This is a genomic window from Mixta mediterraneensis (genome assembly GCF_030283135.1).
Lineage (GTDB): Bacteria > Pseudomonadota > Gammaproteobacteria > Enterobacterales > Enterobacteriaceae > Pantoea > Pantoea mediterraneensis.
On the sequence record NZ_JASUAZ010000001.1, the window covers coordinates 277,533 to 292,231 of the forward strand.

At 52.0% G+C, this 14,699-nt stretch carries 10 protein-coding genes and 1 pseudogene; 8 read left to right on the forward strand and 3 right to left on the reverse strand.

Annotation, left to right across the window (positions count from 1 at the left end):
• The first annotated feature begins 101 nt into the window (after positions 1-101).
• The 4 genes from QRY16_RS01305 (at position 102) to QRY16_RS01320 (ending at position 6,453) form a co-directional block, all read left to right on the forward strand.
• Positions 102-1,436 carry an MFS transporter gene (locus QRY16_RS01305; protein ID WP_289775363.1) on the forward strand — a complete coding sequence of 445 codons (1,335 nt, stop codon included), beginning with the start codon at positions 102-104 and terminating at the stop codon, positions 1,434-1,436.
• A 69-nt stretch (positions 1,437-1,505) separates the two neighbouring features.
• Positions 1,506-2,846: a 2-oxoadipate dioxygenase/decarboxylase HglS gene (gene hglS, locus QRY16_RS01310; protein WP_289775364.1), complete on the forward strand. Its 1,341-nt coding sequence runs from the start codon at positions 1,506-1,508 to the stop codon at positions 2,844-2,846.
• A 224-nt stretch (positions 2,847-3,070) separates the two neighbouring features.
• A complete protein-coding gene (locus QRY16_RS01315) occupies positions 3,071-4,591 on the forward strand; it encodes a carboxylesterase/lipase family protein (protein ID WP_289775365.1) in 1,521 nt (506 codons plus the stop codon).
• A 194-nt stretch (positions 4,592-4,785) separates the two neighbouring features.
• Entirely contained in the window at positions 4,786-6,453 is a 1,668-nt protein-coding gene (locus QRY16_RS01320) for a methyl-accepting chemotaxis protein (protein ID WP_289775366.1), read from the forward strand.
• Here the strand turns inward: QRY16_RS01320 and QRY16_RS01325 are convergent.
• Positions 6,408-7,292, reverse strand: coding sequence for a LysR substrate-binding domain-containing protein (locus QRY16_RS01325; protein ID WP_193404195.1), 885 nt, complete (start codon positions 7,290-7,292; stop codon positions 6,408-6,410). The two genes, QRY16_RS01320 and QRY16_RS01325, sit on opposite strands and share 46 nt — an antisense overlap.
• 126 nt (positions 7,293-7,418) lie before the next feature.
• Here QRY16_RS01325 and QRY16_RS01330 point away from each other — a divergent pair, with 126 nt between their 5' ends.
• Together QRY16_RS01330 and QRY16_RS01335 are read left to right on the forward strand one after the other, a co-directional pair.
• Positions 7,419-8,585, forward strand: coding sequence for a methionine aminotransferase (locus QRY16_RS01330; RefSeq protein ID WP_289775367.1), 1,167 nt, complete (start codon positions 7,419-7,421; stop codon positions 8,583-8,585).
• A 17-nt stretch (positions 8,586-8,602) separates the two neighbouring features.
• Positions 8,603-9,382, forward strand: coding sequence for a transporter substrate-binding domain-containing protein (locus QRY16_RS01335; RefSeq protein WP_289775368.1), 780 nt, complete (start codon positions 8,603-8,605; stop codon positions 9,380-9,382).
• A 38-nt stretch (positions 9,383-9,420) separates the two neighbouring features.
• On the opposite strand, the gene pepT is transcribed toward QRY16_RS01335, so the two are convergent.
• Entirely contained in the window at positions 9,421-10,647 is a 1,227-nt protein-coding gene (gene pepT / locus QRY16_RS01340) for a peptidase T (protein WP_193404193.1), read from the reverse strand.
• A gap of 118 nt (positions 10,648-10,765) precedes the next feature.
• Here pepT and QRY16_RS01345 point away from each other — a divergent pair, with 118 nt between their 5' ends.
• Together QRY16_RS01345 and QRY16_RS01350 are read left to right on the forward strand one after the other, a co-directional pair.
• The gene (locus tag QRY16_RS01345) at positions 10,766-12,358 is read left to right on the forward strand and encodes an ABC transporter substrate-binding protein (protein WP_289775369.1); all 1,593 of its coding nucleotides are present in this window, start codon (positions 10,766-10,768) and stop codon (positions 12,356-12,358) included.
• A gap of 64 nt (positions 12,359-12,422) precedes the next feature.
• Positions 12,423-13,074 (forward strand): annotated as a pseudogene (locus QRY16_RS01350) (MFS transporter); the annotation flags it as partial.
• 34 nt (positions 13,075-13,108) lie between these two features.
• Here QRY16_RS01350 and aldA read toward each other — a convergent pair.
• Complete coding sequence (aldA, locus tag QRY16_RS01355; RefSeq protein WP_289775370.1) at positions 13,109-14,545, reverse strand: aldehyde dehydrogenase; 1,437 nt, start codon at positions 14,543-14,545, stop codon at positions 13,109-13,111.
• Positions 14,546-14,699 lie beyond the last annotated feature (154 nt).

Consider the following 14,699-nt stretch of genomic DNA (forward strand, 5'->3'; position numbering starts at 1 on the left):
ATAAAAATCGAACGCCTTATTATTAACGATCGGCTATTATTAGCGCCGTTTTTTTTACTAAAACTGATATTTAATCCCGATCGCGAAGTGAGGAGTTCTCAGTGACCAGCGTCGAGGCGGTGGATGTTCGCCAGTTAATCAACCAATGTGCGTTAAGCCGTTGGCAAAAAAGGCTGATCGCATTGTGTTTCATTGTGGTCGCCCTTGATGGTATGGACATCGCCATGATGGGATTTATCGCGCCAACGCTTAAAACGGCGTGGGACGTAACTAATCATCAGTTAGGTATGGTAATCAGTGCAGCCTTGTTTGGACTGGCGCCAGGCGCCATGATCGCAGGACCGCTGGCCGATCGTTATGGTCGCCGAATGATGATTATCCTCAGCGTCTTTTTCTTTGGTGTCTGGACGATCGCCACCGCATTTTCACAAAATATCGAACAGATGATGCAGTTCCGCTTCCTGACCGGGCTGGGATTAGGCGCCGCCATGCCGAATGTGGGGACGTTAGTCGCGGAATACGCTCCTGAACGTCGCCGCGCCTTTATTATTACCGTGGTATTTTGTGGCTTCACCTTTGGCGCCGCCAGCGGTGGTTTTGCGGCTTCGTGGTTGCTGCCGCGTTATGACTGGCATTCGGTACTGTTACTGGGCGGCGCTTTGCCCTTAATGGTGTTGCCTTTCTTACTGCGAGGCCTGCCTGAATCTGTGCGCTTTCTGATTAATCGGCGCGCATCCGCGGCACGTATTCATGCCGTTCTGGAACGTATGTTACCCGGCACCACACGGCCCGATACCGATTTTCATGCCATCGAACCTGTTTCTCAACAAAGCGGGGCCATCAGGACGGTTATTTCCCCGCGCTATTTGTTTGGCAGTATCATGCTGTGGGGCGGCTATTTTATGGGGCTGTTTCTGGTTTATCTGATTGGCAGCTGGCTGCCATCGCTGGTCAGTACATTAGGTATGTCGGTGACTGAAGCCGCGATCATCACTGCAATGTATCAGGCTGGCGGCACTATTGGTTCGCTGTTTGCCGGATGGTTGATGGATCGTTTCAATGCCTGTCTGGCTTTAGCGGCGATCTATTTCTGTGGCGGATTAGCAATTATCGCGCTGGGATTTTCACCTGCTCAGGTAGGCATAATGAGTGGCATTGCATTCTGTAGCGGCTTCTGTTTTAACGGCGCGAATACCGGAATGAACGCGCTTTCTGCCAGTTATTATCCAACCCATGCCCGCGCCACGGGCTCCAGCTGGATGCATGGCGTGGGACGCATTGGCGCCATTCTCAGCGCCTTTGTCGGTGCGGAAGTCCTGTCGCTTGGCTGGTCGTTTAGTTCTATTTTTTTATTGCTCGCCGTTCCCGCCGTGCTCACCAGCCTTATGCTGATACTGAAAAATCGCTATGGCTTTAAGCCGATCACAGAATCGTGATTTTTCCCGCTGGCACTATAAGCATTGCATTTAAAGTAGCAGCAATGCTCATAGTGCCAGGGGGACAAGATGGACAACTTTCAAAGTGCGGATGCCATCCGTACACGCTTCTCTCAGGCGATGTCAGCCATGTATCAACAGGAAGTGCCGCAATACGGTACGTTGATGCAGTTAGTGATGACGGTTAATGAACGCCGGTTAGAAGCCGATGCTGGCCTGAAAAATCGGCTGTCAGCAGCAGATGAACTCAGCCGCCTTAATATAGAACGTCATGGCGCGATTCGTGTTGGCCGCGCGGAAGAGCTCTCAATGCTGCGACAAATGTTTGCGGTGATGGGCATGTTTCCCGTAGGGTATTACGACCTCTCACAGGCCGGTGTGCCCGTGCATTCTACGGCTTTTCGCCCTGTTGATGATGCCGCCTTACGGCGTAATCCTTTCCGCATTTTCACTTCACTGTTGCGTCTTGAATTAATTGAAGATGAAGTGCTGCGTAAAAAAGCGGCAGAAATTCTGGCGGCTCGCGATATTTTCACGCCACGTTGCCGTCAGCTGATCCTGCAACATCAACAGCAAGGTGGCTTACACGCAGAAGACGCTGCAATGTTTGTCGATGAAGCACTGGAAACTTTCCGCTGGCATTCGCACAGCAGTGTGGACAGTGAGACTTACCACGCGCTAAATCAGCAGCACCGGCTAATTGCTGATGTGGTGTGCTTCCCCGGCTGCCACATTAATCACCTGACGCCGCGGACACTGGATATTGATCGGGTGCAGGAAATGATGCCGTCGCGCGGTATCGATCCCAAAGTCCTGATTGAAGGTCCGCCCCGTCGCCAGATCCCCATTTTGCTGCGCCAGACCAGTTTTAAAGCGCTTGAGGAACCTGTAATTTTTAACGACGGGCATCAGGGAACACACACCGCACGTTTTGGCGAAATCGAGCAGCGGGGTGTGGCGTTAACCCCTAAAGGCCGCGCGCTTTATGATCGCTTACTGACCGAAGCGGGGAGCGGCACAGATAATCAACAGCATCAACAACAGCTTGCCCGCATATTCCGTGATTTTCCTGATGATGAAGCGACTCTGCGGCAGCAAGCACTGGCATGGTTTGACTATCGTTTAAGCGAAAAAGGCCAGGCAACGCCACCACGAAACGGGGAAGACCTGGAGACATTAATTGCTGAAGGGCGCGTGATAGCCGATCCTGTTATTTATGAAGATTTTTTGCCTGTCAGCGCCGCAGGCATTTTCCAGTCAAACTTAGGTGATAAAACGCAAGCGCGCTCTGCCGGCCAGTCCAGCCGCGCGAGCTTTGAGCGCGCCTTAGGAAGTGAAGTAAAAGATGAGATGCAGCTGTATGCTGAGCGGCAACAGCGTTCGCTTCAGCGCTGTGGCTTAGTGAACTAAAAGAGAAGGCGATACGCTTCGCCTTTTTTAGATTTATCCATCAGGTGCCTCTGCCGGTCACAATAAAATGCGAAAGAAAGCCACGCCGCTGCCCGTTCTGTAGTTTTGATTAGCTTGCTCAACGCTTTTTTCCCTCTTCAGCATATTCTGCAAATGGGCCTCAGACATAGACAATGTCTTAAGCCCTGCAAATAATGGAAAGACGCTTGAACAGGGAACTGGTAATGAAAAATGAAACAGGTCTGAGGATTATGACTGCGGAAGGCGAGTTGCGAGGGAGCATGGACGATGATCTCTTTGTCTTCAAAGGTATACCCTATGCCGCTGCGCCAGAAGGCCCGCTTCGCTGGCGCGCCCCGCAACCCGTTAAGCCCTGGCAGACTGTGCGCGACGCCACACTTTTTGGTGCTGCCAGTTGGCAGAACCGTGAATATTGCCTGGCTGTAGGCGGTGGCGATCCCGGAAATTTTAGTGAGGATTGTCTGTATCTTAATGTCTGGACACCAGACATCGAACCGGTGAAGCCGTTACCGGTGATGGTCTGGCTGCACGGCGGCGGGTACACTATCGGCGCGGGCGGGTTAGCGCCTTATAACGGCAAACCACTGGCATCACGCGGCGCGGTTGTCGTTACGGTCAATTACCGTTTAGGGCACCTGGGATTCTTTGCCCATCCCGCGCTGGACAAGGAATGCCCAGCCAATGGGATGGTGAATAATTTTGGCCTGCTCGACCAAATTGCCGCGCTGCAATGGGTACAACGCAACATTCCTGCTTTTGGCGGCGATCGCCGCAATGTCACCCTGTTTGGCGAATCATCAGGCGCACGTAGCGTGCTGTCGCTGTGCTGTTCACCGCTGGCCGAAGGTCTGTTCCATAAAGGCATCGTTCAAAGCGCCTACAGTTTGCCAGACGTACCACGCAAAAAAGCGTTGCAGCAGGGAATTAACGTAGCAAAACATTTTGGTTTAGACGAGAACGTCAGCGCTGAGCAGTTGCGTGACTTGCCAACCGATGCGTTCTGGTCATTAGATCGGCCATTGATGATTGGTCCGGTCCCGATTGCGGGTGATGTCGTTTTACCTGAGCCGATGCTGGAGACATTTTTCGCTGCCCGGCAACATCGCGTGCCGCTTATAGCGGGCAGCAATAGCGATGAAGCCAGCGTACTGGAATATTTCGATGTCGATGCCACAGCGATTCTTCATCAGTTGCGTGATAAAAATCGTTTCAGCTATCGCCTGTTAAAATGGATGTATGACATCCATGATGATAAATGCCTGGGTCGGGCAGTCGCGCGCGACATGGCATTTAGCATCATCCCCTGGCTGGTTATGCGTGCGCAACATAATGTCGGCATGCCCGGCTGGCGCTACTGGTTTGATTACGTCTCGGAAAATGCCCGCGATCTTTATCCTCACGGCACCTGGCATGGCAATGAAGTCCCCTACGTAATGAATACTTTAGCCCATATGCCGAACGCGAATGATGATCGGGTCTATACCGCAAAGGATCGGGCCTTTTCTGATCGGGTAAGTCATTACTGGTTTACCTTTGCGCGCGATGCCAGCGAGTTTAAGCAGACGCTGGAAGGCGAAGTGCCCTGGCCTGCATGGCACCCAGGCGCAGACATCACGCTGTCACTGGGCGATCAACAACAGGATCGGCTGGTGCTAAAGCGCAACTTTATGAAGGCTCGCATGCGGCTGTTTCGCCTGATGATGACAAAGATGGTTAAGCTCTGAACGAACAATATTTTAACCTGTTAGCAAATTTATTTGCGTATAACACCACGATTATTAAGCTATTTACCAGCGGAAAACGGTAAGTTAGTTAACATAGCTAACAAACATGTTACATCTTCATTGTTCCCTGCCGATAACCCCTGTATGCCCGTTTTAAGCGGGCCAACACCGGTTATCACCGTAAAGGATTTGGTATGGGAATTTTCAAAAACTTCACAATTCGCACTGTCCTGCTCTCCGTTCTGGGGCTGTTTTGTTTACTCTGGAGCGGCGTCGGTCTGTTTAGTATTCATTCTCTTGGCACATTAAGCGAAGGCAATGAAGTTGACCGTCATCTTGTAGAACAAATGACAGTGCTGAGTCAGGGCAACGACCAATATTTTCGCGTTGTGACGAGGCTTTCACGTGTGATGGAAAGTAAAGCGTCTGGCGCAACACCCGCCGATAGCGCGTGGGAGCCGGTACAGCTTGCGCTCGGTAACATGACCCAAAAGCTGGCGCGCTTTAAGCAGCTGGCACCCGGCCCGATGGATGCCGAGGTGGTCAATAACGTTATCGATAGCTGGCAGAAGTTGCTGGATGAAGGCGTTTCGCCACAATTGCAACGTGCTCGCCAGGAAAGCGTTGATGCCTATCGCCAGCAGGCCAATAACGTTACGCCAGCATTAAGCCGCGCCTTTGGTGCCAGCGCCGAGAAGTTTAATCAGGCCGCGGCAGTTAAACTGGGCGAAACACGGATTGCTGTTGATCACCTGACCGCGATAACTAAAGTCATTATCATGATTGCGGTGATAGCAGGCTTACTGATTTTGCTGTTCACCGATCGTTACTTAGCGGCGATGCTGGTTAAGCCCTTAGGGCGGTTGCGTGCGCATTTCATCCTGATTGCCAATGGTGATCTGAGCCAGCCAGTACATGAATTTGGTCGCAACTGTGTGGGTAAACTGGTGCCGTTGCTGAGTGCGATGCAGGAGAGCCTGCGTGAAGCGGTTGGCGCTATTCGTAGCGGGGCTGAAAATATTTCACGCGGAGCCGCTGAGATTTCTGCCGGCAATAATGATCTGTCGTCACGCACGGAAGAACAAGCCGCGGCGCTGGAGCAAACCGCTGCCAGCATGGAACAGCTGACCGCCACGGTAAAATTCAATGCCGACAACGCGCGCCAGGCCAGTACGCTGGCTGAAACAGCCTCAACCACCGCGCAGCAAGGTGGCAATCTGGTCAGTGAAGTGATCAATACCATGAACGGCATTTCAGGTAGCTCGAAGAAAATTGCTGAAATTACCAGTGTGATTAACGGCATTGCGTTTCAGACCAACATCCTCGCCCTTAACGCGGCGGTTGAAGCGGCACGCGCCGGTGAACAAGGGCGTGGTTTTGCTGTGGTTGCCAGCGAAGTGCGTAACCTGGCGCAGCGCAGTGCCGGCGCAGCCAAAGAGATCGCGACGCTCATCGAAGACTCTGTACAGCGCGTGGAGAAGGGCGCTGAACTGGTTGGCACCACCGGTACAACCATGAATGACATTCTTAAATCGGTACAGAATGTGGATGCGATCATGAAGCAGATTGCGGCCGCCTCAGAAGAGCAAAGCAAAGGTATATCGCAGGTTGGCGTGGCAGTGACAGAAATGGATAGCGTTACACAGCAGAACGCCTCGCTGGTAGAGGAAGTTTCCGCCGCAGCCAGCGCGCTGGCGCTTCAAACCGAAGCACTACAAGCCTCGGTAGCGAAATTCCGCCTGTCAGAGAGCTGCCACGCTCTTCGGCCAGCGCCAACGGTCAGCCAGCCATTAAAATCACCCGCTTTGGTTCCGGCTCAGGCTAAACCGGTCGCCGACAACGGGGATTGGGTCACTTTCTGAGACTGACACAGCCAAGCCACCAAATCCTGCAGGAAAGGTGGCGCATCACCCGCCGGTCGCTGCAATAAACTGTACGCCGCCCCGGTCTTCACCTCGCCAGCGAAAGGCGCTATTAGCCTGCCGCTGGCAATATCATTCTCCACCAGATTACTGTCCGCCATAGTGACGCCAAATCCCTGAATGGCCGCACTGATAGCCAGATCCATGGTCGCGAAATGCTGATTACGCTTCATGGATACCTCTACCTGACAGGCATCCAGCCATAACTGCCAGTCGCGTGTATCATGGGTGGGATGCAAAAATGTCATACCCGCTAAATTAGCTGGCGTGGCGGGAGGCGGTGAGCCCGCCGCCATTACCGGCACCATCGATTCCTCAAATAACAGAATCGCTCCGGGTTGCGGCTTGCCATAGACAATCGCGGCATCAAAATTATCCAGTTGCGAAGCATGATCGAGCGTGGTGGTTAAGGCGACATGCAGCTCAGGGTGCTGTTGCTCAAGCAAAACCAGCCGTGGCACCAGCCAGCGCATGGCGCAGGTGGGCGCTTTAAGGCGAATGCTGGCATTACTGCGGCTGGCCTTTTCAGTTGCCTTCAGCATGATTCCAAAGCCCTGACGCAGTTCAGGCAACAGCGCCGCGCCCTGTGGCGTCAGGCGCAAGCCGCGCGCATGACGATCAAACAGGGCGAAACCCAGCCAGCTTTCCAGCGCTGCGATCTTACGGCTCACCGCGCCTTGTGTCAGGCACAGTTCGCTGGCCGCATGGGTGAGATTTTCATGGCGTGCCGTCACCAGAAACGCATGAATGGCATTGAGTGGAAGCGATGAGCGTGACACATGAACCTCAAGCTATGCATTTTTATCATGGCTATTATGACAACAATTCGCTTGTTGTCTCAAGCAGTAGTCCGTTGAATAGAAATTTACGCATTTTAGCTGTTTATGCATTTAACCGGAGTAACTATGTCTCTGAAATCGCCCGTACAGATCTCCTCAAAACTGCCCGACGTCGGCACCACCATTTTTAGCGTCATCGGACAGCTCTCGACCCAGCACAAGGCAATTAATCTGTCGCAAGGCGCACCGAACTTTCCCTGCGATCCCGCATTGGTAGAAGCGGTTAGCCGGGCAATGCGGGAAGGCCATAACCAATACGCTCCCATGACCGGCTTACCGGCACTGAGAGAAGCGTTAGCCAACAAAGTTCATGCGCTTTACGGCCAGCGCTACGATCCTGCCAGCGAAGTATTAATCACTGGCAGCGCCAGCCAGGGCATCTACATGGCGATTTCAGCGCTGGTGCATCCGGGGGATGAAGTCATTTTCTTCGAACCGGCGTTCGACAGCTATGCGCCAGTGGTACGTTTGCAGGGCGGCAAACCGATTGGCCTGAAATTGCAGATGCCAGAATTTGCCATTAACTGGGATGAATTGCAGGCAGCGCTGACGTCGCGCACCCGGATGATCATCATCAATACGCCGCACAACCCAAGCGCACAGGTGTTGACGCCAGCGGATCTTGACCGGCTGGCGGCCTTAACTCGTCACACCAATATTGTGGTGTTGTCTGACGAAGTATACGAACACATTCTGTTTGATGGCCGCAAACACTGTGGTATGGCAACACACCCGGATCTGGCCGAGCGCAGCGTCATCGTTTCGTCGTTCGGCAAAACTTTTCACGTTACCGGCTGGCGTGTGGGATATTGTCTGGCTCCGGCTGCGCTAATGACTGAACTGGTAAAAGTTCATCAGTTTATGATGTATGCCGCCGACACGCCGATGCAGGTGGGTTTCGCACACTATTTGCAAAATGCCGAAAATTATCTTTCGCTGTCGTCTTTTTATCAGCAGAAGCGCGATCGTCTGCAAACGTTGATGCAGAATTCCCCTTTCAGGCTGCTGCCGTGTGCGGGTTCGTTCTTTATGTTAGCGAGTTACGGTCATTTCAGTAACGAATCCGATAGCGAAATGGTTAAACGCCTTATTGTCGATCACGGTGTGGCCACCATTCCGTTATCGGCATTTTATATGGATGGCACAGACAATAAACTCATCCGTCTTTCGTTCGCAAAAGACGACGTAACGTTGCAGGCTGGCGCTGCGGCGCTGTGCAACGTCAAACAATAATCAGGGGTTAATGAAGAATGAAAAAACTGAATGCGCTGTTTCTCGCTCTGGGTATGATGACGTCAATACACGCATTTGCTCAGGAAAGCCTGCGTTATGGTCTCGAATCACAGTATCCGCCCTTTGAAAGCCGTAACGCGCAAGGTGAGCTGGAAGGATTCGACATTGATCTGGGGAATGCCATCTGTAAAGCAGGTAACTTTACCTGTAACTGGGTTGAAAGCAGTTTTGATGCGTTAATTCCGGCGCTGACCGCAAAAAAATTCGACGCAATTAACTCCGCAATGAATATCACTGAAGCGCGCGCTAAAAGCATCGATTTTACCAACCCGATTTACCGCATTCCAACCATGTTAATTGGTAAAGAAGGGCAGGTGACGGCCCCCACCGCAGACGCGCTGAAAGGCAAAAACATTGGCGTATTGCAGGGTTCGATTCAGGAAACCTATGCCAAAAAGCATTGGGAATCACAGGGCGTTACCGTAACGTCATATCAGGATCAAAACCAGGTTTATAACGATATGGTCGCAGGTCGTCTGGACGGCACGCTGGTCATGTCTGCGGCTGGACAGTCAGGTTTCCTCAGCAAGCCGCAAGGCAAGGGGTTTTCTTTTATCGGCAAGCCGGTAGAAGACGATACCATCCTGGGAACGGGCATTGGTTTTGGCTTGCGTAAAGGCGATGCCGGACTGAAGCAGTCACTGGATGCGGCAATTGTCAAAGTCCAGACTGATGGCACCGTGAAGAAGCTGGCTGAAAAATACTTTCCTGGCATTGATGTCAGCGTGAAGAAATAACTGGATACTGTCGGGCGCTATCACACCCGACAGTTTTCTCAGCGAGCCGCCAGATAACAGAGTTTTTCCGCAACCTGATAAGACTTCACAAACGAGGTAATGGGCAAAAATTCGAAACGCGAATGGAAATTATGCGCGCCGGTAAAGAAATTAGGCGTAAGCAAACCTTTTGCTGATAACGCGGCGCCGTCTGTACCGCCACGCATCGGTATCACCTTCGGCTCAATATCCAGTTCGGCCAGCGCCGTGAAAATCAAATCAATTGCCCGACGATCGTCACCCAGCGCATTACTGATGTTGCTGTAAATATCGGTTATAGCAATGTAGACGTGGCCGGTTGGGTAACGTGCGGCGATATCTTCGACTGCCTGTTGCAATTTCTCTTTGCGCGCCTGATAGCTATTCAGATCAAAATCACGAATCGAGGCTTTCAGCGTTGCCTGGCTGGCATTGGCCTGAATTTCATTGAACCAAATATAGCCTTCGCGGCCTTCGGTATGTTCGGGCGTCTCCTGACGATCAAACTGGCTGATAAAATCATGTGCCATCAGTAAAGGATTCACCAGCACGCCTTTACCTGACATAGGATGAGCAGGCACGCCAGTGAACTTTATTTCTGCCGACGCGCCGTTAAAGTTTTCATATACCACTTCGCCGAGTTCGCAGCAGTCGATTGTCCAGGCAAAATCGACGTTAAAGCGTGTTTCCAGGTCGAGAGCTTTTGCGCCTCGCAGGCCGATCTCTTCATCAGGCACAAACGCCACCACAATGTCGCCATGCTCGCCCTGAAGATTTTCCATTAGCGTCATGACTACCGTCACGGCCGCTTTGTTATCTGCGCCCAGCACGCTGGTGCCATCGCTGAAGATAATCTCTTCCCCCAGATAGGGCGCAATCTCTGGATGTTCATCACGGCGCAGCCAAATATCCTGCTGTACATTCAGGCACAGGTCTTCACCTTGCCAGGTTAAAATTTGTGGATGAATATCTGGCGACAAGCCCACATCAACGGTATCAATGTGAGTGATAAAACCGATGCGCGGCGCATCAGGACGATTTCCACGCTTAATGGCGGTCACGGTGGCGTGCTGGTCGATAATGATCTCATCCAGCCCCAGCGTTTGCAGTTCGTCAGCGAGCAATTTCGCCATGGCATGTTGACTCGGCGTACTCGGCAGCGTGGTGGATTTCGCATCGCTTTGGCTGCTTACTGCCAGATAACGGAAAAATCGCTGCGTTAATTGCGTCTCTAATTTTACGGTCATCACTATTCCTTATTGTTCCAGGGTTCGCCAGCAAGCCGAATCATGCTATCAATTAAGCATCTGAATGATTCATTTAGATATTCTGCTCATCGGAAGTCAATAAAAAGCGAGGATGATAATGAAATTGAAGATAGCCATGTTAACGCTGCTTGCCGCTGGGATGAGTATGACCGCAAGCGTCAACGCGAAAACGTTAGTCTATTGCTCGGAAGGTTCGCCAGAAAACTTCAACCCACAACTCTACACCTCCGGTACTAGCGTGGATGCCAGTGCGGTGCCGGTATTTAACCGTTTGGTCGATTTTAAAACCGGCACTACCGAACTGGTGCCGAGCCTGGCTGAACGCTGGGAAATCAGCCCGGACGGCACGGTTTACACCTTTCATCTGCGACATAACGTTAAATTCCAGAGCAACAAATTTTTCAAACCCAGTCGCGATTTCAACGCGGATGACGTCATCTTCTCTTTTATGCGCCAGAAGGACCCCAGCAACCCTTATCACGCTGTTTCTGGCGGCACCTACGCTAATTTTGACAGCCTGGAACTGGCTACGCTGATCAAAAGCATTGAGCGCGTTGATGACCATACCGTGCGCTTTACGCTATCTCATGCCGAAGCGCCATTCCTCGCCGATTTAGCCTGGTATTTTGCGTCAATTCATTCCGCTGAATATGCCGACAAGATGTTGAAAGCGGGTACGCCTGAAAAAGTCGATATGAATCCCATTGGCACCGGGCCATTCGAACTGGCGCAGTATCAGAAAGATTCGCGCATTTTGTACAAAGCTTTTCCTGATTACTGGCAGGGCAAAGCCAAACTGGATCGACTGATTTTTAGCATCACGCCAGACGCGTCAGTGCGCTATGCCAGGCTGGAAAAAAATGAGTGCCAGGTGATGCCGTTTCCCAACCCGGCTGATTTAGAAAAGATGCGCGACAACGCAGACATCACGCTGGCACAGAAAGCGGGACTTAATACCGGTTTTCTGGCCTTCAATACCACCAAAGCGCCGCTGGATAACGTTCAGGTACGCCAGGCGTTAGCGATGGCAATCAACAAGCCCGCAATCATTGACGCCATTTTTAAGGGCACAGGCTCTGTGGCTAAAAACATTTTGCCGCCAGGCGTCTGGAGCGCAGATAAGGCGCTAAAAGATTACGATTACGATCCTGAAAAAGCCAAAGCACTGTTACAGCAGGCGGGTATTAAGCCAGGCACTGAAATCTCGCTCTGGGCCATGCCGGTTCAGCGTCCCTACAATCCAAATGCGCGCCGTATGGCGGAGATGATTCAGGCCGACTGGGCAAAAGTGGGAATCAAAGCCAATATTGTCAGTTACGAATGGGGGGAATATCTCAAGCGTGTACGCAGCGGCGAACACCAGGCGGCATTGATGGGCTGGACTACCGCGACAGGCGATCCGGATAACTTCTTCGGCCCGCTTTACAGCTGCACTTCGGCTAAAGGCGGTTCCAACGCCTCTAAATGGTGCTATCAGCCATTTGAGAAACTGATCACCGAAGCGCGAGCCGAGCCGGATCAAGGCAAACGCACCGCACTCTATATGCAGGCGCAACAGATAATGCATGATCAAATGCCTGCGGTAATGATTGCCCATTCGACCATCTTCGAGCCGGTACGTAAATCGGTGAGCGGCTATGAAGCCGATCCGTTTGGTAAGCATATTTTTTATCAGGTGGATATTAAATAGTGACTGCGGGCTGCGGCCCGCATTTTTATGTGCTCTGACGCAGTTTGCTGTCCATCCCGGTGATGGGCCGCTGGGCGGGTACATTCGTCGTCATATCCATGAACCAGCCAGTTTTACCGAGCAGGAGAAGCATGCGGCACCCTTGAAGGCACTATTTGGTCGCCAGAAATCATTAATCCTGCTGGCGATTGGCCTGATGGTAATCTCAACAGCCGTCAACTACATCCCGACTTATGCGACTAAAACGCTGCATTTCGGGATGGGTAGCCTTTAGCGCAACGCTGGTGGCCGGGATCATTTTAACCGTGGTGACGCCGATCATGGGATTATGGGCTGAGCGTCTTGGTCGATTGCCGCTGATGTGGGGTTCGCTGCTGTTGCTGATCGTGACTATCTCTCCGGCGTTTAAAGCGATGGTCAATCACACCACGCCAACCACGCTAATTTTGCTGGTGGGATGGATGGCATTGCTGACGTTGCCCTCTTTCTCCACTGTGCCGTCAGTGATGGCCGATATCTTCCCGGTGACCACACGCACCCGCGGCATGGCGATCAGCTATAACGTGGCAGTGACGGTGTTCGGCGGATTCGCACCATTGATATGTAGCATGTTGATTAGCACCACCGGCAGCAACCTGGCATCAGGTTATTATTTAATGGCGGTGGCATTGTTAAGTGGTCTGGCCTTGTTGCGCAGCGGTAAACGCGTGACATAAAAACCGGGCCGCTGAATAAACGGCCCAGCTCTATTTAACTGAATTGCAGATAAGCAACGTGCGTTTGCAGAAACTCTTCCAGGCCATGTTTACCGTCAGCCCCGCCAACGCCAGATTTACGCCAGCCCGCATGAAAGCCTTGCATCGCTTCAAAGTTCTCACGATTGACATAGGTTTCACCAAACTTCAGCTTACGCAGCGCGTTCATCGTGGTATTGAGGTTTTGCGTATAGAGCGAAGAGGTCAGGCCATATTCACAATCGTTAGCTAATTCAATCGCCTCGTCCAGCGTTTTAAACGTCATTACCGGCAGTACCGGACCAAAGATCTCTTCCTGCATGATCTCCATATCCTGACGCACATGCGTGATGATAGTCGGCTCAAAGAAGAAGCCTTTATCACCGGCACGTTTTCCACCCAGCACCACGTTAGCGCCATCCGCAACGGCGTTCGCCACTTTTTGTTCCACGCGCTGTAACGCCACCGCCGTAATTAACGGCCCCATATCGATATCCGTTTGCTGCGCCGGATCGCCAAACTTAACCTCTTTAAACGCTGCGGTGAGGGCGGTGATAAAGCGATCGTAGATGCCTTCCTGCACATAGACGCGCTCAGCACAGTTACATACTTGTCCAGTATTGATCACGCGAGAACTGACAATGGCTTTGACGGCGATATCAAGATCCGCATCATCCATGACGATGGCAGGCGCTTTGCCTCCCAGCTCCAGGGAAACTTTCGTCACGTTTTTTGCCGCGGCAGCCATCGTCGCGACACCTGCGCCGACGCTGCCGGTCAGGCTGACTAATCCTACCTTTGGATTGGCCGCCAGCTCCTGGCCAACTTCCGGGCCGTAACCATAAACAAAGTTGATAACGCCTTTGGGTAAACCAATTTCTTGCAGGATTTCAGCAAAAATGCCGGCATTGTTGGGTGTAAGTTCACTTGGTTTGATCACGATGGTGTTGCCGGTAATCAGAGCAGGCGCTGCTTTACGGGCAATCAGAAAGAACGGGAAGTTCCAGGGCAGAATGCCAGTGGTCACGCCAATGGCTTTTTTAAACAGGAAAATGTTTTCGTTTGGACGATCGCTATTAATGATTTCACCTTCGTAACGGCGCGCCCATTCAGCCATGTATTCAAGGTAGTCAGCCGTAAACATCACTTCTTTTTTTGCCAGGCCTTGTGTTTTTCCACCTTCAGCAACAATCGTCGCAGTGAGTTCAGGCTCACGCTCGCGAACCGCTGCGGCGATTTTGCGTAACCAGACGCCGCGCTCAACGGCAGGTAACGCTTCCCAGCCAGGCTGCGCTGTTTCTGCGGCGGCAATCGCGCGGCTGGCGTCTTCAGCGTTGCCTTCAGGAATGCGCGACAGCAGCGCCTCGGTTGACGGGTTAATTACCTCAATCCACTTATCACTCTGATGGGAAACAAATTCGCCATTAATATAATGTTGAAGATGTATTGTCATTCGCAGGTTCTCCGCTATCGGTACGTTACAATTATGTAATCAATGCAGCGTGAAACAGTTCCGGGTGCAGCACCTTTTTCTGATTGCCAGCGCCTTACTTTGTATGGCAACCAACCGCAGGTTGGCATGACATTGACAGCAGATTTGTGAATTT